Source organism: Streptomyces hokutonensis (assembly GCF_000376565.1).
Lineage (GTDB): Bacteria > Actinomycetota > Actinomycetes > Streptomycetales > Streptomycetaceae > Streptomyces > Streptomyces hokutonensis.
Window position 1 is genome coordinate 80,461 of the sequence record NZ_BARG01000088.1, and the last position, 18,371, is coordinate 98,831.

Here is an 18,371-nt window from a genome sequence, read left to right on the forward strand (position 1 = left end):
ATGCGACTGGCAGTAACGCTAAGAAGTACCTATTTCGACGGCGTGGCGGAGCCGTCACGAATAATTTCGGAACTTGTAGCGAAATAGGGTGCCGGCCTCGCCGCCCCGGCTCACGGGGCGGGGACTACCGGCTGGAACGTCGTTTGGCGTGGCGAGGCATCAGGAGCGTGACGCAGGTTCCCCCACCCGGGGCGGAGCCGACATCGAGGTGTCCGTTCAACAGATGGCCGCGTTCCCGCATGGCCGACAGCCCGGTGCCTGTCGAGACCACCGTGGGGAGCGCGGATCGGCCGACCGAGGCAGAAGACTGCTGGTCCATCCCGCGGCCGTTGTCCCTGACCGTCACGCCGAACGCCCGCTCGTCGCTGTCGAGTTCGACGAGAAGCCGGTCTGCGTGGGCGTGCTTGACCGCGTTGTTCACCGCTTCCTGCACGATGCGATAGACGTGGACCTGGGCCTCCGGCGACAGTTCGGCCTCCAACCCGTGCCACTCGGCTGCGACGCGCAGCTCGACTTTCAGCCCGAAGGTGTCCTCGGTGCGCCGGCAGAGCGTCTCGAGAGCGGGCGCGAGTCCGAGCTGATCGAGGGCGAAAGGCCGCATCTCAACGATCAGGTGCCGCAAGGACGTGATCTGGTTCGCGATCAGGCTCCGTGCCTGGCCGATGGCCTCGTCCATGGCGTCGAGCCGGCCCGTGCCGGCGGCGCTGGACAGGACGAGCTGAACGGCGACCAGTTCCTGAAGGGTCTCGTCGTGCAACTCACGTGCCCAGCGCCGACGTTCACGTTCCTCGCCGTCGCTGCGTGCCTGGGCCCGCTCCCGGGCGAGACTCTGCCGGCGTGCCACCGCACTGCGGCCCAGCATGAAGGCGCAGCCGATCAGCAGCAGGGGCACGATGTTCAAGCCGTTGAAGAGCGGCTCGTCGGTCATGCGGACCAGCTGTGACACGGAGAGGATGAGCGCGAGTCCGCACAGCGCCGCCAGCCAGGCCCTCCGGACGGCGTTGCTCAGCGCCGCCGCGACGATGAGGACGGCGGCGGCGCCGAGCGAGAAGCGCATCACCCAGCGGGGCTGCTGCTGGAGGACCTCGACCGCGAAGGCGACGACGAGCAGCGTGGCACCGGTGGCCTCCATGACCGGGCCGGCCTTGGCGCGCAGCGTGCCGGTCATCCCAGCAGCCCGCGCTCGCGAGCGGCGGCGATGAGTTCCGCCCGTGTCTCGGTCCCGAGCTTGTCCCGAACCCTGGCGCGATGGGTCTCCACCGTCCGGACGGAGACGAAGAGACGTCGGGCGACTTCCTGGTTGGTGTGACCCAGGGCGAGCAGGGACAGGACTTGAAGCTCACGCGCCGTCAGAGAGGGGTCCCCATCGGTACCAGGAGCCCCGGCGCCCGCGACGGCGAGGCGGGCGCCCATGGCGGGTTGCAGATAGATGCCTCCCTGCGCGACCTGTCGGGCCGCGCTGAGCAGTTCCTCGGCCGCCGCCTCCTTGAGCAAATACCCTGCCGCTCCGATCCGCAGGGCCGCGCGGGCGAACGCGGGATCCTCCTGCATCGTGAGGATCAGAATGCGGGTGCCGACTCACCGAGGGCGTCGGCGAGTTGACCGGCTCGGGTCTCCCCGAGGGGGCCCGGCAACTGCCCAACGACGCCCGCGTGGCACGCTACATCGGCGCCGCCCCGCCGGCCGGGCACGGCCCACACCGCTACGTCGTCGTCGTGCACGCCCTCGACACCGAGCGGATCGGCGTACCGGCCGAGGCCACCCCGGCCTACCTCGGCTTCACCATGACCAGCCACATCCTCGCCCGCGCGGTCCTGACCGTCACCGCCGAGATCCCCGCCTGACGGCGCTCACACCGCGAACTCGCGTATCACCGTGTTCCGGAACACCGCGCTGCCACCGATCGTGAACAGCGCGAGCCGGGTGTCCAGCAGGTACGGGAACACCTGGCTGGTGTGCACATAGCGGCCGTCGTCGACGAACATCTCCACCGACGTGCGGTCCACCAGGATGCGCAACTTCACCGTGCCGGCGGACGGGTCGAACGGGGTGTGGCTCTCCTGCCACTTGCCGGACGTGTCGGCGTTCACGGTGTTGCGCCGGTTGAGGAAGGCGTAGTCGGCGTAGATCCCGGCGTCGATGTGCCGGCCGCCGTCGGGCGAGCGCCTCAACTGGAGTCCGGCGCCGGTGAGTTGGGACCAGGTGATCTCGGTCGTCACCTCGTAGGAGATACCGGTGTAGTCGAGCACCTTCGTGCCGTCCACGGTCACGTCGCCCAGGTTCACGGTGCGGGAGACGTACGAGTCGAGGCCGGCGACGGGCCGGGAGGCGAGGTAGTAGGTGTTGTCGGACGCCTTCTTCAGGGCGATCTCGCGGACGACGGAGTCGGTGCCGTTGAAGCCGTCGCAGTCGATGGTGGGGGTGGTGTTCGCGTAGTCCCAGTTGTTCACCCACCCGATCGCGTAGCGGGCGGTCGCGTCCACCGCGCCGCCCGCGCCCCGCTTCTCGAAGGTGACGGCGCCGTACCAGTCCCAGCCGTGGTCGAGCCACTGCGGTTCACTCGCGTCGGCGGTGAACGCGCTCCCGTCGAAGGAACCCGTCCAGTAGGCATACGTGTTGGGCAGCCCCGAGCCCTTCCCGTTGGCGCTCACGCCGAGCACCCACTTCACGGTGCCGTCGCCCGCGGTGATGCGGAACAGGTCGGGGCACTCCAGGACGCCGATGCCGTCGTGGATGAAACCGCCCACGTACGTCCAGGACTTGAGGTTGCTGGAGTGGTAGAGACCGACCTTGTCGTTCTCGGCGAGGGCCATCACCCAGCGGCCCCGGTCCTCGTCGCGGATCACCTTGGGGTCGCGGAAGTCGGCGACGCCGGGGTTGGGCAGAACGGGGTCGGTCCCGTAGTTGGTGAAGGTGAGACCGCCGTCGGTCGAGTAGTACAGGAACTGCTCCTGGTGGTCGGTGCCGCCGCCAGGTGACATGGTGACGATGACGACGACCGCCCCCGCGCCGAATCCGGCCGTGTTGCCGGTGTCGACCACTGCCGAACCCGACCAGAGATCGCCGTTGGACGTGGTGTCCTTGGGCACGGCGACCCCGCGGTCGGTGAAGGAGACCAGGTCCTTGGTGGTGGCCAGGCGCCACGCGGTGCCGGTGACACCCGTGAAGTAGTCGGCGTTGTAGAGGTAGTAGTAGCGGTACTCGCCGTCGATCCAGACGGGCCGCTGCGGGTCGTTCTTCCACTGGTCGGGGACCGTGAAGTGGTACGCGGCACGGTAACTCGCTCCGCATGCAGCGGAGTTGGTACTTCCCTCGGCCGTGGCCGTTCCGCTGGACAGCAGCGCGGCGGCGGTACCCGCCGCCGATCCCGCGAACAGTGATCTCCTGGAAATCCCCTGGGTTCCGGGCATGACGCATCGTTCCTCTCATGGCGGCTCCTGCGAACGAGGACTGTAGACCTAACTCGATAAAGGTCAAGAGGCCTAACCCGTTAAAGGTCAAGCCTTCCCGACCCTTGACAGGTCCGCCGCCCGGTTCCCATCATCTGGGCATCACCCCTGAACTAACACGAGTTAGGCCCGTTGATGACTGACTCGCACATCCCCCGTCGCACGCTGCTGCGGTACGGCGCGTACGGGGCCGGAGCAGCCGCCCTGGCCGGGACCGCCGCGAGCTGGGACCGGCTCACGGGAGCCGACATCCCCGGCCGTGACGACGGCTCCCTCGTCGTCGCCACCCTCGGCGCCGCCTTCGACCCGGCCACCATCGACGCCCTCACCAAGGGCTTCCACCGCCTCCACCCCGACATCCCGCTGCGGGTGAACGCGGTGCAGGCCGTCGACTGGTCGGACTTCTTCGCGAAGATCCTCACCCAGATCGCCGCGGGCACCGCACCCGACCTCGTGTATGTGGCCACCGAGGGCGTGCAGTTGTTCGCCCAGAAGCTCGGCGTTCCCCTGGACCGCTGGGTGCGGCGGGACGCGGTGGAGCTGCGCGAGTACTTCGCCGACGTCCACCCCTCCCTGGTCGAGTCGATGATGTACGAGGGACACCTCTACCAACTCCCCATGGAGTTCAACGCCGCCGACATGTACCTGAACAAGCAGGTACTGAAACGGGCGGGCGCGGGTTTCCCGGCGGCCGACTGGAGCCGCGACGAATTCACCGCGCTGCTACGGGAGTTGAAGCGTTCCAGCGACGCGCACTTCACGCCGTACTTCTGGACCAACCGGCTGTGGGGCGGCGTGGTGCCCTGGCTCTTCGCGAACGGCACGAACCTGCTGAAGGAGTCGAAGGCGCCCGGCGGCTCCTGGCTGTGGGACACCTTCTACCCGGCCGCCGACCGGCAGGGGCGCGGCGGGGGCTTCCGCTGGAGCACCCCGCAGGCCGACGCCGACCGGGTCGAGGAGGCGTACGACTATCTCGCCTCGCTCGTCCAGGAGGACCTGTGCACCCGGCCCGAGGGCGGCAACGGCAGCAATCTGGTCGGCGTGTTCTCCACCGGCCGCGTCGGCGTCACCCCGGCGGGCGGATTCTGGGCGGGCGGCCTGCACCTGGCCGGCATGCCGGCCGCCGACTACGACGTGCAGTACTTCCCCCGCTGGCGCACCCAGCGCCACCAGTTCGGCGCGGCGGGCTACGCGCTGCTGCGCACCTCGAAGAAGCAGGATGCCGCCTGGGAGTTCATCAAGTACGCGGCCCGCAAGGACACCATGACCCGGCTGTTCCAGGGCAACCAGACCACCCCGGCCCGCCGTTCGATGCTCAACGCCGCACGCTACGCCGAGAGCGGCCCCGCGCACTGGCAGGTCTTCTACGACACCCTCGACCGGTTCCCCGACACCGGCCCGATCCCCGCGCCGCCGCAGGTCGCCGAGGTGACCGACGTCCTGCTCAAGTACACCGGCACCGCGCTCGCCTCGCCGCGCGCGGTGGGTCCCGCGCTGCGCCGGATGCAGGGCGACCTGGAGCAGGCCATGGAGCGTGAGATATGACGAACACCCAGGTCCCCTCGGTGCGTTCGCGACCCGCCACACCATCACCCCCCGCCGTCGCCGTACGGCCGTCCGTCCGTGACCGCGGCTCCCGGCTGCTGGCCGCGCTGTTCCTGGCGCCCACGGTCGTCGGCATCGTCGTCTTCACGGTCGTGCCGATCGTCGGGTCCCTCGTGCTGAGTCTGTTCCACTGGAACGTGATCGACCCGCCCCGTTTCGCCGGCGGCGCCAACTACCGCACCACCTTCACGGATTCGACCGTCCTGGTCTCCTTCCGCAACACGCTCGTCTTCATGGTCCTCGCGGTCGCGCTGCAACTGCTGATCGCGCTGTCGCTGGCACTCGCGCTGAACGCGCGGATGCCGGGGTGGCTGCGGTCGCTGTTCCGCTCGGCCTTCTTCTTCCCCCTCGTACTGTCCGCCGCGTCCATCTCGGTGGTGATGAAGTACCTGTTCAACCAGGACTTCGGGGTGGTGAACTGGCTGATCGGCCTGGTCGGCATCGCGCCCGTGCCCTGGCTGACCTCGGAGCACGCGGCGATGGCCACGGTGATCCTGGTCTACGTCTGGCAGCAGTTCGGCTTCTCGTTCCTGCTGTTCGTCGGCGGTCTGAACAACATCCCCAAGGAGATCCACGAGGCCGCCGCCCTCGACGGCGCGACCGGCCTGCGCAAGCACCTGGGCATCACGCTGCCGCTGCTGTCGCCGACGCTGCTCGTCGCGTCGGTGGTCGGCATCATCAACGCCCTCCAGGTCTTCGAACAGCCCTACGTCCTCACCGACGGCGGCCCCGGCGACGCCACCCGCACCGTGGTGATGGTGATCTACGAGAGGGCCTTCGAGCAGCTCGACTTTGGCGAGGCGTCCGCGGTGGGCGTGCTGCTCTTCGCGCTGATCATGGCGGTCACCGCCGTCCAGTTCCGGCTCAGCCGGCGTTTCGTCCACTACCAGTGAGCCGGTGAGCCGCATGAGTGCCATGAGCCAAGCAACCCCGACCCTGAGCCGCGTACGTTATTCACTCACCCCCTGGGCCCGGATCGCCGCACTGACCGTGTGCGCGCTGCTGACGCTGGGCCCGGTCATCTGGACCGTCGCCACCTCGCTGCGCACGCCGGCCCAGTCCTTCGACCTGCCCCCGCAGATCATCCCGACCCACCCGACGACCGCCGCCTACCGCGGGGTCTTCGATCAGATCGACGTCTGGCTGCTCGCCCTGAACTCCACTTTGGTGACGGCACTGGTCGCCGTAGGCCAGATGATCACGGCGGGCCTGGCCGGATACGCCTTCGCGCGCCTGGAGTTCCGCTTCAAGAAGCCGCTCTTCGGCCTGGTCCTGGCGACCATGATGGTGCCGCTGCAGGTCACCATCGTGCCGGTGTTCCTGGTGCTGAAATCGATGGGCCTCACCGACACACTCCTGGGCCTGATCATTCCCGCCTTCCCGACGGCCTTCGGTACCTTCCTCATGCGCCAGTACTTCCTCGGTATGCCCAAGGACCTGGGCGAGGCGGCCATGCTGGACGGCGCGGGGCCCTGGCGGATCTTCCGCTCGGTGTACGCGCCGCTGGCCGCGCCCGGCCTGGCGATCGTCGGCGTACTGGCCTTCAACTACCACTGGAACGAGTTCTTCCGCCCGCTGATCCTGGAGACCTCCGGCCAGAACTACACGCTTCCGCTGGGGCTGGTCTCCCTGCAGGGCAACCTCGGCACCGGCTCGATCTCCGTCGTCCTCGCCGGTGTCGTCCTCTCGATGCTCCCCGCCCTCGCCGTGTTCGTCGTCGGCCAACGCCCTCTGCGTGAGGGCATCACCTCGGCAGGAGTCAACCGTTGAGCCATGACCCCAACGCACCGCGTTTCAGGGTCCGTCCGCCCGTCGGCTGGATCAACGACCCCAATGGGCCGTTCCGTTGGCGGGACCGCTACCACCTCTTCTACCAGCACAACCCCGACGCGCCGGTACACGCGAACGTCCACTGGGGTCACGCCTCCAGCACCGACCTCGCCCACTGGGAGCACCACTCGATCGCCCTCACCCCGACGCCCGGCGGCCCCGACGAAGCCGGCTGCTGGTCGGGGTGCGTGACCGACGACGCGGGCATACCGACCGCCGTATACACGGGAGTTGACCATGCCCACACCGGACTCGGCACCATCTGCCTGGCACGGGCGGCGGACCCGGACGACGAGCTACTGACCGAGTGGAAGCCGCTGCCGACGCCGGTGGTGGCGGGTCCGCCGCCGGGCTTGGATGTGGTGATGTTCCGCGATCCGTTCGTCTTCTATTTCGCGGACCGGCGCTGGGCTCTCGTCGGGGCCGGGCACGCCGACGGCACGCCCTCGGTCCTGCTCTACGACTGCGACGACCTGACCGACTGGCGGTTCGCCGGCGTGTTGCTGGACGGCAACGACCCTGTGGCGGCGGGCGTGTTCGGCGACAAGGCGGTGGGCTGGGAGTGCCCGCACCTGTACCGGACGGCAAGCGGCGACCATGTGCTCGTGCTGTCCCTGTGGGACGGAGATCCCTGCTCCACGGGATACCTGACGGGCTATCTGGAGGCTGACGGACAGGGCGAGTTGAGGTTGGTTCCGCGCACCGGCGGCCGACTCGACCAGGGGCGGGACTTCTACGCCCCCGCCGTGCTCCAGGAGCCGGACCGCGCACTGCTGTGGGGCTGGTCGTGGGAGGCCCGCGAGCAGGAGGAGACGGATCGGGCCGGATGGGCGGGCGTACTCACGGCACCCCGGGTGGTCGACGTCCACCCCGACGGTTCGCTACGCGTGACCCCGGCCCCGGAACTCGAACTGCTGCACCCGGCTGAGCCGTTCGTCACCGCGCCGGGCCGGGTCCCGCTTCCACAGTCGTACGACCTGATGGTCACCGCATGCGAACCGACCACGGTGAGCCTGCTCCGGGACGCGGCGGGGCGGGAGTTGACCATCCGAGCGGACCCCGCCTCCGGAACCGTCGTCCTCGACCGCAGCGCCTGGCCCCGGACCGGCAGGGAAGGCTCCGCCCCAATAACCGTGCACGTGCCGAAGGCACCGGAACTCACGCTCCGACTGCTCGTCGACGGCTCACTCCTCGAACTCTTCGTCGCGGACCGGGCCATGGTCACCGAGCGCGTCTACCGACGTGCCGACTACATCGCCGAGCTGGTCGTCGACGGGCCAGGTGCGCGCGTCACGGGGTGGGCGCTGGACGGAGGGAGGCGCGGCTGACGAGACCGGCTGGCCAGGCGTCCGGACGGTCACGGGCCGGGTCTGGTCGGCTTTGATGGCGTCCAGGAGCAACCCGGCCGGTGCCTCGCCATGACCGGCAGGGCGCCCCGGTCATTGGCTGGGTGCCGGACCCACGGAAGCGCGGCTGACAACGGGGCAGGTCAGGCGCCGGACAGTCGTGGGCGGTGCCTGGCCCGCTTCGATGGCGTCCAGGAGCAGTCGGGTCGCCGCCTCGCCCATCGCCCGGTGCGGCAGTGCGACCGAGGTGAGCGGCGGGGTGAGGAACGCGGCCATGTGCTCCTGGTCGTCGTAGCCGACCACGGACAGGTCGGCGGGTACGTCGATCCCGAGCCGGGTCGCGGCGTGCAGGACGCCCGCCGCGACCCGGTCGTTGTAGCAGAGGACGCCGGTGGGGCGGCGGCCCGGCTCGACCCCGTCGAGCAGGCGCAGCGCTCCCGCGTACCCTGCGGAGATTTCCCCGCCGCCGCGCACGATCCACTCCTTGGGCACGGTGACGCCCTCGGCGCGCAGCGCGTCCCGGAAGCCGCGGGTGCGTTCCACCGAGGCGATGTCGTCCAGGCCGCCGATCACGGCGAGCCGACGGTGGCCCGCGCCGAGCAGCAGCCGGGCCGCGGTACGGCCACCGGCGCGCTCGGCCGGGACCACGGCGGGCAGGGAGTCGTCCTCGGGCAGACAGTTGGCCAGCACGGAGTGGGTGCGGTGCAGGCCCTCGGGGACGCGGACCCGGCGCAGTGACATGGCCGCGTAGATGATGCCGTCCACGCGCCGGTCGAGCAGTTCCGCGACGGCCGCGTCCTCCTTGGCCGGGTCACCGCCGGAGTCGACGGTGAGGACGAGATGGTCGCTGTCCCACGCGGTCTCCATGGCGCCGCGCAGCAGCCGGCCGGCGAACGGCGAGGACGCGATCTCATCGGTGACCAACCCGATCACGGCCGTACGGCGACGGCGCAGACCGCGGGCCACCGGGTCGGGGCGGTAGCCCAGCTGGACCGCGGCCTCCCGGATGCGTTCCTGGGTGGCGGCCGAGAGGTTGCCCTCGGCCCTGCCGTTGAACACGAAGGACACAGCGGTGTGCGACACACCGGCGAGCCGGGCGACGTCCCGTGACGTCGGGCGCCCGGTGCCCGTGTTCCCGCTCTCCCCGGCACCGCCCACGCCGTCCGCCGCCCTCACCCAGCCGGTCACTGTCGATCACCGTCCACCCTATCCGTGGGGCGTGCCACGGCATACAGGAGATCCTCAGGGCCCCGCGGCGTGGGCGTGCGATCTGATCACCGGATTCCCCGGGGGACGGAGAGCGCTTCGGACCGGACGCAAGCACGTCATCCGCCGGCGAGGCAGAGCGCGCGTGCCCGGGCCACGGTCTTCTTCACGGTGGCGGGCATCGCGGACAAGGCCTTCGCCAGCCGGACGGGGCTCAGCCGGCGCACGATATAGCGTCACATCCAGCGGATGACGATCCTCGCCGGGCCCACGGCCCGTATGCGGCTCTCCGGGCAGGCGGCCCGCCACGGTCGGCTCTGAACGGTCGCCGCCGGTGCCTCACCCGGCGCCGATCGGTCCGCACATCAGGTTGCCGGGTTCGGCAGGGTCGTCGCTGGTCCAGAACTGGGTCCACAGCGCGGCGAACTCAGGGCGGCCGAGGTAGCCGTCGGCGTCCTGGTCGAGCCGGTCGAAGACGTCGCCGGTCTCCACCGGCCGCCCGTGCCAGGTGTCGACGAGACGCTGGTGCTCGCCGCGCGAGATACGCCCGTCGGCGTTCTCGTCGACCGCGTCGAAGATGGTGTCGGCGGTGGCGGTGACGGCCTCGGGGACGGTGGGCAGCAGGTCCACCATGGCGAGGAGGTCGTCCATGTCGATCCGGCCGTCCCGGTCCGTGTCCACGGTCTCCGCCAGCTGCTGCCACCAGCCCTTCAGCACGCCGTCCACGCGCGCGGCCAGTTCCGATCCCTCTCTCACGCGCGGCAGTCGCCCCCAGCGGTCCGCCAGGGCCACGAAGTCCGCCTCCTCCAGATAGCCGTTGCCGTCCGCGTCGAACGCCTCGAACATGGCCTGGAGCTTGGCCCGCTGGAACTCGCTGGACATCACATGTCTCCTCACGCGCAGTACTGAGGACATGCTTTCCGCGGGCGGCCGGCTCGCAACGGCGCTCGCGCTCACCGCGGCGGGTGTCCGCGCGCCCACGCGCCCGCCCGGTGCGCCGGGCGCCGGTTTGCCCGCGACGGATGGCGGACTGTTCCCCGGCAACCGCCCATGCCCGCCGAGGACCAACGCCGATTCCGTACCCTTGCGGCATGCGCATGCGCCCCACCCTGAGCTGGAACTCCGCGGCGGCGGACCTGCTGCCGGGCACCACCGACCTGGAGCCGGTCGTCGACGCGCTGAGCACCGGCGGTGTGCTGGTGCTCAGTGGGGCGGGCATCTCCACGGAGTCGGGCATCCCCGACTACCGGGGCGAGGGCGGGAGCCTGAGCCGGCACACCCCGATGACCTACCAGGACTTCACCGGGAGCGCGCACGCGCGGCGCCGGTACTGGGCGCGCAGCCACCTCGGCTGGCGCACCTTCGGGCTGGCCCGCCCCAACGCGGGACACCTGGCGGTGGCCGCCTTCGCCCGGGACGCCCGCGTCTCGGGCGTGATCACCCAGAACGTCGACGGCCTGCACCAGGCCGCAGGCAGCGAGGACGTCGTGGAGCTCCACGGCAGCCTGGACCGGGTCGTGTGCCTCTCCTGCCGCGCCACCAGCCCGCGCCGCGAACTCGCCCGGCGCCTGGAGACCGAGAACCCGGGCTTCGACCCGGTCGCCGCCGGGATCAACCCGGACGGCGACGCGGACCTCACCGACGCGCAGGTCGGGGACTTCCGGGTCATGCCGTGCGCCGACTGCGGGGGCGTCCTCAAACCGGACGTGGTGTTCTTCGGCGAGTCGGTTCCGCCGCAGCGCGTCGAGCACTGCCGGCGGCTGGTCCGCGAGTCGACCGCGCTGCTGGTACTCGGCTCGTCGCTGACGGTGATGTCCGGGTTGCGGTTCGTCCGTCAGGCGTCGCAGGAGGGCAAGCCGGTGCTGATCGTCAACCGGGACCCCACCCGGGGCGACCCGCACGCCCGCACCCGGATCGCGCTGCCGCTGGGGACGGCCCTGACGACCGTCGCCGACCGACTCGGCATCCCGGTCCGCGGGCCGGCGGACTGACGAACAGGTCTGGATGAAGCCGGAGTTGGTCGAGACGGGACCGGTCTTCTGCCGATGCCGCGCCCTCGTCTCGTGGACCGCTCAGAGCAGACGTGTGAGGGTGTCGCCGTCGCGTTCGGGCAGCGGATGGTGGTCGCGCAGCGGCTCCCGGCCCAGCTCGCCCATCAGGTCGACCCAGGCGTGTCGAAGCGATGGTCACGCTCATGATCAGCGCCTTGGAGGGAGAGATCCTCTTCGCCCGGGCCGAGCCGGACGTTCGTGCCCCCACGGCCGTGCCCCGGGAACTCGGCGCCCTTCTGGGCGCCGCAGTGCGTGAGGACTACTCCCGCCGCTCTGAGCCCTCCGTACCGAAGGACCGTAGACCAGCCCCTCGCCTTCATTTCCCTGTCGTCGGTGCGTAGCGGTCGCGCATCGCGTCGCTCGCGGCGGGGCCCGCCGTGAAGACGTACGCGCTGCTGTCATCGAGCCGGCGGCCGGTTCCGGCGTCGACGACGACGGGTTCGACTCCTCGGTGGCGCGGCCGGAGTGAAGGCTCTGCGCTCCCTGCCGACGAAGGAGAAGATCTCCCGGGCCTCGACTCGGTTCGCGGCCCGTCGTCAGCTCCGGACGGCGGTCAGCGCGGTGTCGAGGAGTCCATCGAGCGGCTTGGTGCCGCCGGTTCGCGCCCACTCGTCGACGGCGACGTTCAGGCAGGCGAGGGCGGAGGAGACGATCGCGCGGGCCCGCAGCTCCCGGGTACGGGTCGGCCCCCGGAGCCTTCGGGTGGTGTCGGGGAGCAGGGCCTCCGCCCAGCGTGCCCGCTTGTTCAGCAACGACGGCCGCAGCGCGGGCGTCGCGTCGAGCATCCTCGCCATCGCGATGTTGGTGTCGGCGTCGGCGGTGAGCTCGTCGAGGTGGGGTTGCATGGCGTGGCGCAGCGCGGTCCAGGGGTCTTCGTCGAGGGGGCGTGCCGCCAGGGCTTCGGCGAGTCCCTCGCCGATCTCGTCCATGTGGCCGACGACCATGTCCTCCTTGGTCGGGAAGTAGCGGAACACGCTGCGTCCCGACATGCCGACCTCGGCGGCGATCTGGTCGACGGTCGTCTGCTCGAAGCCGTTCGCCGCGAACAGTGTCATCGCGGTCTCGGCGATCTGCGCGCGCACGGCGCGCCGGGTCATCTCCCGCAGCCCCGACTTCGCCCTCGCTGTGTTGGCCATGTGTCCAGAATAGCGGTCGCTGCCTTACCTGTCAGTCACTGACAATCTCGTCTATGGTTGACACCGGTCCGGGCGTCGACCGGACCCACGTGTGAAGCGATCGATGATCTTGAGGAGTGAGCGCATCATGAAGGTGATCGTTGTCGGAACCGGGACGATCGGGGCGGCCGTGCGGGACGCGCTTGTCGCCCATGGACACGAGGTTCTGTCGGTGGGCCGCCACTCCGGCGACCTCCGCGCGGACATCACGGACATGGCCGGCCTGCGGACTCTCTTCGCCGGGGTCGCCGAGACCGGCGGCTTCGACGCCGTGGCGAGCGCGGCCGGAGACGTGTTCCCGGCGCCGCTGGAGCAGACCACTGACCAGCAGTGGGCCGACTCCGTCGCGGCAAAGGGAATGGGGCAGATCAACCTCGTACGGGCCGCCCTGCCGCACATCGCCGACCGGGGCTCGTTCACGCTGGTCTCCGGCGTGCTGGCGGACGAGTTCACGCAGGCCGCCACGATCGGCGCGACGGTGAACCACATGGTGGAGGGCTTCGTGAAGGCGTCCGCGACGGAACTGCCACGCGGTGTGCGGATCAACTGCGTCAGCCCCACGGTGCTGACGGAGTCCGTGGCCTACCATCCGTACTTCCCCGGATTCCCCACGGTGCCGGCCGCCGAAGTCGGCCTCGCCTATCTCCGCGCGATCTCGAATCCCCTCACCGGTCGCGTCCTCAAGCTGCACAGGACCGACAGCTGATCCCCACCGTGGTGGCGGTGGGGAGTTCGCGTCAGACGGCGGCTGCGGCGGCGTGCAGGTTCTTCGCGGCCAGAGCGAGGCCCTCGGTCTGCGAGTACGCGGCGTCCTCGTGCTCGATGTTGACGGCCATGTCCGGGTCGACCTCGGCGAGGGCGCGCAGGAACTCGGTCCAGTACGCGACGTCGTGGCCGATCCCGACGGCGACGAACTTCCACGCCGGGTTCTCGGGCCAGGAGTTGCACCAGAAGCCGTAGCCGGTGGGCACCTTGTCGGGTGCGTCGGCGGGCACGCGGGTGAAGGAGGTGTCCAGGACACCTCGGATGTCGGCGCCGGGGCAGAGCATTGCGTCCTTCGCGGCGGCGTGGAACACCAGCGGGCCCAGCCACTTGATGGACGCGACGATGTCCATGCCCTGCCACATCAGGTGCGAAGGGTCCATCTCCGCACCGACGTTGGTCGCGCCGGTCGCGTCGACGAGCCGCTTCAGGGTGACGGGGGAGAAGACGAGGTTGTGGGGGTGCATCTCGATGGCGACCCGGACGTCGTTCTCCCGGGCCAGCGCGTCGATCTCCTTCCAGAACTCGACCGCCACTCCCCACTGGTAGTCCAGGACGTCCATGTAGACGCCGTCCCACGGATTCACCACCCAGGACGGATACTTGGCGTCCGGGTCGGAGCCCGGCGTGCCGGACATGGTGACCACGTGCCGTACTCCGAGCAGCCCCGCGAGGCGGATCGTACGACGCAGGTCGTCGGCGTGCTTCGGGCCGACCCCGGGCAGCGGATTGAGCGGATTCCCGTTGCAGTTGAGGCCGGTCAGCTCCATCCCGCGCTCGGCGAAGGTCGCCAGGTACTCCTCGCGCGCGGTCGCCGAGGACAGCAGCAGATCGACCGGGCAGTGCGGGGAGGGGATGAACCCGCCGGTGTTGACCTCGACGGAGGTCAGGCCGTTCTCCTTGAGGATGTCGAGGGCCTCGGCCAGCGGGCGGTCGTGCAGACAGGCGGTGTAGGCGCCGAGCTTGAGGGACATGCGGGTGCCCTACCTTTCTGGTGGGTTCGAAATGATCATTCGTAAGATCAGCGGGATCCAGGGGTTCTGGGCATGGCTGATGTGGGTGAGACCGCTTGATGGCTCAAGGAGCTTGGCCACCCGGAGCCCCGCGACGACTCGACCGCCAATTGGGAGATGCGACTCGATCGCTGCGTAGGGCAACGTCGGCGAGGTCGTCTGCTGGGCTGTGCATGTGCGACGAGCTGGCGGAGGTGACCGTGCCCCGGATATGGGCCGGAGTGGACATCGGCAAGGAACATCACCACTGCGTGGTGATCAACCAGGACGGCGAACGGCTTCTGTCCCGCCGGGTCCTGAACGACGAGTCGGCACTGCTGGAGCTGATCGGCGACGTCCTGGCCCTCGACACTGACGTGCTGTGGGCTGTCGACCTCAACGGCGGTGGTGCCGCCCTGCTGATCGGTCTGCTGCTCAGCCACGCCCAGCCGATGGTCTACATCACCGGCCTGACCGTGCATCGGGCCTCGGCCTCCTACCGGGGCGAGGGCAAGACGGACGCCAAGGACGCCTTCATCATCGCCGATCAGGCCCGTATGCGCCGCGACCTCGGCCCGCTGCGGCCCGGCGACGAAGTCGCCGTCGACCTGCGCACTCTGACCACCCGCCGCACCGACCTCGTGGCCGACCGCACTCGCCAGATCAACCGGCTCCGCGCTCAGCTGCTGGAGATCTTCCCGGCATTGGAGCGGTCGCTGGACCTGACCAACAAGGGGCCGGCCATCCTGCTCACGGGATACCAGACACCTGCTGCGATCCGCCGAAGCGGGGCCAAGCGGATTGAGACGTGGTTGCGCAACCGCAAGGTCCGAGGTGCCGCCACGCTCGCCGGGACGGCGGTGGAGGCGGCCGAGGCCCAACACACCGCCCTTCCCGGCGAGAAGCTGGCCGCCGCCATGGTGGTCCGCCTCGCAAAGGGGGTGATGGCCCTCGATGAGGAGATCGCGGAAGTCGAAGCACTCGTCGAGGCCCGGTTTCGCGAGCATCCGCATGCCGAGGTGATCCTCAGCCTGCCCGGCATGGGCAAGATGATGGGCGCCGTGTTCATCGCCGCCACCGGAGGCGACATGGACGCCTTCGACAGCGCCGACCGGCTCGCCGGCTTCGCCGGCCTGGCGCCTGCCCCGCGTGACTCCGGCCGCGTCAGTGGCAACCTCCGCAGGCCGCGCCGCTTCCACCGCGGCCTGCTCAACGCGATGTATCTCTCCGCACTCTCCAGTCTGAAGAGCTGCCCGGCTTCCAAGGCGTTCTACGCGCGCAAGCGCGCCGAGGGGAAGGGACACAAGCAGGCGCTGCTGGCGCTCGCGCGCCGCCGCCTCAACGTCCTGTGGGCCATGATCCGCGACGGAGCGTGCTACCAAGCCACACCACCTGCCACGGCAGCGGCTTGACATCAGCATTGGGAAGCTCCTTGGTATGGGTGCGGGTGGTCAGATGGCGGGCGGGACGGTGACGGCAGTACCGCCGGCCTGCGAGGACTCGACGATCGCGCGGATGATCTCCATGGTCCGCAGCCCCTCGGCGAACGTGGCGCAGGCGGGCAACGGCTCGGCGACGCCCGCGACCTGGTCGAGGAACGCCCGGGCCTGGTAGGTGAAGTTGTCCGCGTTGCTGGCCCCGACACCAGGTGCCTCCATGGGCACCCCGCCCGCGAAGTACGGCAGTTGGGGTCCGGCGATGATCTGCCGGGCGCCTCGGGTACGGGCGTCGGGCTGGGCGTCGTCGAAGAGGTACTCGGCCGGCCGGTGCTGGTCGAACGCGGCCCGCCCGCCGACCCCGAGGACGTCGAACGCGAGCCCGTTGGGCAGCCCGAAGCCGGTACGGGTGACGGAGAAGGTACCGACGAGCCCGGACTCGAAGCGGGCGGTGAAGGACGCGGTGTCCTCGTTCTCCACCTCGCCGAACTCGTCCGAGACGGGAGCCGCGTTGTGCCCGACGACCGCACCCAGCGGCAGCGGACGCTTGGGGATCTGCGTGGAGAGCGTGGCGCCGGAAACCGAGATGATGGGGCCCGCGACGTACTCGGCGGCATCGATGACATGCGAGCCGACATCACCGAGCGCGCCGGAACCTGCACCCCCCTTGAACCGCCAACTCAGCGGCCCCTTGGGGTCGGTGGCGTAGTCGCACCAGTAACGTCCGCTGAACAGGGTGAGGTCACCCAGCTCGCCGCGCCGCACATGCTCGCGGATCGCGGCGATACCGGGGGAGCGGCGGAAGGTGTATCCGACGGCGGTCACGACGTCGGCGGTCCGCTCCAACTCGGCCATCGCACGCGCGTCTTCGAGCGAACCGGCCAGCGGCTTCTCGCACAGCACATGCTTCCCGGCGGCGACCAACGCCTCGGCGATCGGCCGGTGCAGCGCGTTTCCTACGACGATGCTGACCGCGTCGATCGTCGGGTCCTCGGCGACGGCCTCCCAACTCGGCAACGCCTTCTCGAACCTGTAGCGGCGGGCGGCGTCCTCGGCGAGCGCGGTGTTGGCATCGGCTATCGCGGCCAGCCGGACCGGCGGCAGTCCCGGCCCGAACACGGTGTTGGCGTTGCGATACCCGGCGGCGTGACTACGGCCGGCCATACCGGCTCCGATCACCGCGACGGACAGGGGCTTGGCGGAGGAGGTCATGAGGTGTCCCTTGAGAAGAGAGGTCAGCTGGGGGTGGGGGAGGCCGGGATGGCCGGGCGTGCGGCAGTGCGCGACGAACCTTGGGCCCGGTGTGCATGGGCCCGTGCCGAGCGGAGAGTGAGCTCCGCTCGGCACGGGTGACTTGGAGCGCTTTAAGAGCGCATGTGGCGGAGCGTTGTTTCCGAGCTGAACGGCCATGCCAGCGGTTTGCTACGACGATGCGGCGAGGTACTCGTCGATCTTCGCGCGCATGAACAGCGAGGACTCCTTGGCCCGTTCCTCCCAGGCGAAGACGCACGCCGTGAGGGTGCCGTCGAAGTCGTTGTCCCGGAGGGCCCGGAACAGCTCGCCGAAGTCGACCTCGCCCTGGCCCATGTCGAGATGCTGGTGGATCCGGGCGGTGGTGCCGGGCGGGTTGAGGATGTAGCGGTTGCCGGAGGACGCGTTGTGGTCGAACGCATCGGCCAGATGGACATGGGTGAGCAGATCGCCCGCGTGCCGGACGATGCCGGGGGCGTCGTCACCGATGTGGAAGGTGTGCGGGGCGCAGTAGAGGAAGCTGACGCTGGGGTGGTTGATGCCCCGGATGAAGTCGACCGCCTGGTGGCCGTCCTCGATGAAGTCGTCCGGGTGCGGTTCCAGGGTCAGCCGGATGCCCTCCTGTTCGAAGAGCGGGAGGAGTTCGTCCATCGACTTCCAGAACTGGGCCTCGCTGCGGTCCGCTTCCTCGGGCCGGCCGTTGAACTCCGAGATCATGCTGTCCACGCCCAGCTCGGAGGCGATCTGGATCGACCGCTTCCAGTACCGTACGGCGGCTTGCCGGGCGTCCTCGTCGGGACCGGACCAGCGGAACAGCGGCAGCAGGGAGGAGATTCCGACACCGGCCGCGTCGAGCGCCTTGCGGAACTTGCGCACGGTGGCGTCGTCCACCCGAGGGTGCCGGAAGAACGGGATGAAGTCCTCGCGGGGGGAGAGCTCGATCCACTCATAGCCCAACTCGGCCACCACACCGGGCAGTTCGAGCAGCGGGACATGACGGATCATGTACGGGTCGAGGGCGATCTTCATGAGGGAATGCCTTCGGGTGTAGGGGAGCGAGGGTGCGTCGGGCGGAGCCATCCGCTCGCGTGGGCGTACGGCGGGCGTCCTGATGTCGTCGTCAGCCGACGCTTTCGACCGTGGCTTTGAGGTCCGTCGTGTCGGGGAGTTTTTCGACGTCGACACCACGGACCTGGGACAACTCGTGTTTGAGTGCGGCGAGTTCGGTGCCGCCGGCCATGTGGTTGGTGAGTTCTTCCAGGGTGATG

At 69.8% G+C, this 18,371-nt stretch carries 17 protein-coding genes and 2 pseudogenes; 8 read left to right on the plus strand and 11 right to left on the minus strand.

Annotated features, from left to right (window positions below; translation table 11 throughout):
* Nucleotides 1-124: 124 nt before the first annotated feature.
* Both SSP08S_RS45030 and SSP08S_RS57215 read right to left on the minus strand, forming a co-directional pair.
* Complete coding sequence (locus SSP08S_RS45030; RefSeq protein WP_019074234.1) at nt 125-1,168, minus strand: sensor histidine kinase; 1,044 nt, start codon at nt 1,166-1,168, stop codon at nt 125-127.
* Nucleotides 1,165-1,551: a response regulator transcription factor gene (locus SSP08S_RS57215; protein ID WP_019074235.1), complete on the minus strand. Its 387-nt coding sequence runs from the start codon at nt 1,549-1,551 to the stop codon at nt 1,165-1,167. Before SSP08S_RS57215 ends, SSP08S_RS45030 begins: the two co-directional genes overlap by 4 nt.
* Before the next feature lie 26 nt (nt 1,552-1,577).
* On the opposite strand from SSP08S_RS57215, the pseudogene SSP08S_RS57220 reads away from it, so the two are divergent.
* A pseudogene (locus SSP08S_RS57220) lies at nt 1,578-1,844 on the plus strand (YbhB/YbcL family Raf kinase inhibitor-like protein); the annotation flags it as partial.
* Nucleotides 1,845-1,850: 6 nt separating this feature from the next.
* Here the strand turns inward: SSP08S_RS57220 and SSP08S_RS45045 are convergent.
* A complete protein-coding gene (locus tag SSP08S_RS45045; protein ID WP_019074237.1) occupies nt 1,851-3,410 on the minus strand; it encodes a glycoside hydrolase family 32 protein in 1,560 nt (519 codons plus the stop codon).
* 174 nt (nt 3,411-3,584) lie between these two features.
* Here SSP08S_RS45045 and SSP08S_RS45050 point away from each other — a divergent pair, with 174 nt between their 5' ends.
* The 4 genes from SSP08S_RS45050 to SSP08S_RS45065 are packed head-to-tail and all read left to right on the plus strand — an operon-like array spanning nt 3,585 to nt 8,212.
* Nucleotides 3,585-4,994, plus strand: coding sequence for an extracellular solute-binding protein (locus SSP08S_RS45050; RefSeq protein ID WP_019074238.1), 1,410 nt, complete (start codon nt 3,585-3,587; stop codon nt 4,992-4,994).
* Nucleotides 4,991-5,947, plus strand: a complete 957-nt coding sequence (locus SSP08S_RS45055) for a carbohydrate ABC transporter permease (protein WP_019074239.1) — start codon at nt 4,991-4,993, stop codon at nt 5,945-5,947. The genes SSP08S_RS45050 and SSP08S_RS45055 overlap by 4 nt, the downstream gene beginning before the upstream one ends.
* A gap of 22 nt (nt 5,948-5,969) precedes the next feature.
* A complete protein-coding gene (locus SSP08S_RS45060) occupies nt 5,970-6,824 on the plus strand; it encodes a carbohydrate ABC transporter permease (RefSeq protein WP_019074240.1) in 855 nt (284 codons plus the stop codon).
* The gene (locus SSP08S_RS45065) at nt 6,821-8,212 is read left to right on the plus strand and encodes a glycoside hydrolase family 32 protein (RefSeq protein ID WP_019074241.1); all 1,392 of its coding nucleotides are present in this window, start codon (nt 6,821-6,823) and stop codon (nt 8,210-8,212) included. The genes SSP08S_RS45060 and SSP08S_RS45065 overlap by 4 nt, the downstream gene beginning before the upstream one ends.
* A gap of 111 nt (nt 8,213-8,323) precedes the next feature.
* Here the strand turns inward: SSP08S_RS45065 and SSP08S_RS45070 are convergent, their stop codons facing one another.
* Together SSP08S_RS45070 and SSP08S_RS45080 are read right to left on the minus strand one after the other, a co-directional pair.
* Complete coding sequence (locus tag SSP08S_RS45070) at nt 8,324-9,388, minus strand: LacI family DNA-binding transcriptional regulator (RefSeq protein ID WP_026179382.1); 1,065 nt, start codon at nt 9,386-9,388, stop codon at nt 8,324-8,326.
* A gap of 387 nt (nt 9,389-9,775) precedes the next feature.
* On the minus strand, nt 9,776-10,318 hold the full coding sequence (locus tag SSP08S_RS45080; RefSeq protein WP_019074244.1) for an EF-hand domain-containing protein: 543 nt from the start codon (nt 10,316-10,318) through the stop codon (nt 9,776-9,778).
* Between the two features lie 209 nt (nt 10,319-10,527).
* Between SSP08S_RS45080 and SSP08S_RS45085 the strand changes: the two genes are divergently transcribed.
* Nucleotides 10,528-11,427, plus strand: a complete 900-nt coding sequence (locus SSP08S_RS45085; protein ID WP_019074245.1) for an NAD-dependent protein deacetylase — start codon at nt 10,528-10,530, stop codon at nt 11,425-11,427.
* Between the two features lie 376 nt (nt 11,428-11,803).
* Here the strand turns inward: SSP08S_RS45085 and SSP08S_RS63885 are convergent.
* Both SSP08S_RS63885 and SSP08S_RS45095 read right to left on the minus strand, forming a co-directional pair.
* Nucleotides 11,804-11,932: pseudogene (locus SSP08S_RS63885) on the minus strand (winged helix-turn-helix transcriptional regulator); the annotation flags it as partial.
* A 91-nt stretch (nt 11,933-12,023) separates the two neighbouring features.
* Nucleotides 12,024-12,623 (minus strand): TetR/AcrR family transcriptional regulator, encoded by a 600-nt coding sequence (locus SSP08S_RS45095; RefSeq protein WP_019074246.1) that lies wholly within the window; start codon nt 12,621-12,623, stop codon nt 12,024-12,026.
* Between the two features lie 127 nt (nt 12,624-12,750).
* Between SSP08S_RS45095 and SSP08S_RS45100 the strand changes: the two genes are divergently transcribed.
* Nucleotides 12,751-13,368: a short chain dehydrogenase gene (locus SSP08S_RS45100; protein ID WP_019074247.1), complete on the plus strand. Its 618-nt coding sequence runs from the start codon at nt 12,751-12,753 to the stop codon at nt 13,366-13,368.
* A gap of 31 nt (nt 13,369-13,399) precedes the next feature.
* Here the strand turns inward: SSP08S_RS45100 and SSP08S_RS45105 are convergent, their stop codons facing one another.
* Nucleotides 13,400-14,398, minus strand: a complete 999-nt coding sequence (locus SSP08S_RS45105) for a sugar phosphate isomerase/epimerase family protein (RefSeq protein ID WP_019074248.1) — start codon at nt 14,396-14,398, stop codon at nt 13,400-13,402.
* A gap of 212 nt (nt 14,399-14,610) precedes the next feature.
* On the opposite strand from SSP08S_RS45105, the gene SSP08S_RS45110 reads away from it, so the two are divergent.
* Nucleotides 14,611-15,828 (plus strand): IS110 family RNA-guided transposase, encoded by a 1,218-nt coding sequence (locus SSP08S_RS45110; protein WP_019074249.1) that lies wholly within the window; start codon nt 14,611-14,613, stop codon nt 15,826-15,828.
* Nucleotides 15,829-15,867: 39 nt separating this feature from the next.
* On the opposite strand, the gene SSP08S_RS45115 is transcribed toward SSP08S_RS45110, so the two are convergent.
* The 3 genes from SSP08S_RS45115 to SSP08S_RS63890 all read right to left on the minus strand — a co-directional run.
* Nucleotides 15,868-17,064, minus strand: a complete 1,197-nt coding sequence (locus SSP08S_RS45115; RefSeq protein ID WP_019074250.1) for a Gfo/Idh/MocA family protein — start codon at nt 17,062-17,064, stop codon at nt 15,868-15,870.
* A 210-nt stretch (nt 17,065-17,274) separates the two neighbouring features.
* Nucleotides 17,275-18,132: a sugar phosphate isomerase/epimerase family protein gene (locus tag SSP08S_RS45120; protein WP_019074251.1), complete on the minus strand. Its 858-nt coding sequence runs from the start codon at nt 18,130-18,132 to the stop codon at nt 17,275-17,277.
* A gap of 91 nt (nt 18,133-18,223) precedes the next feature.
* Nucleotides 18,224-18,371 (minus strand): ABC transporter ATP-binding protein (locus SSP08S_RS63890; RefSeq protein WP_078532747.1); only part of this gene is annotated, 148 nt, incomplete at its 5' end.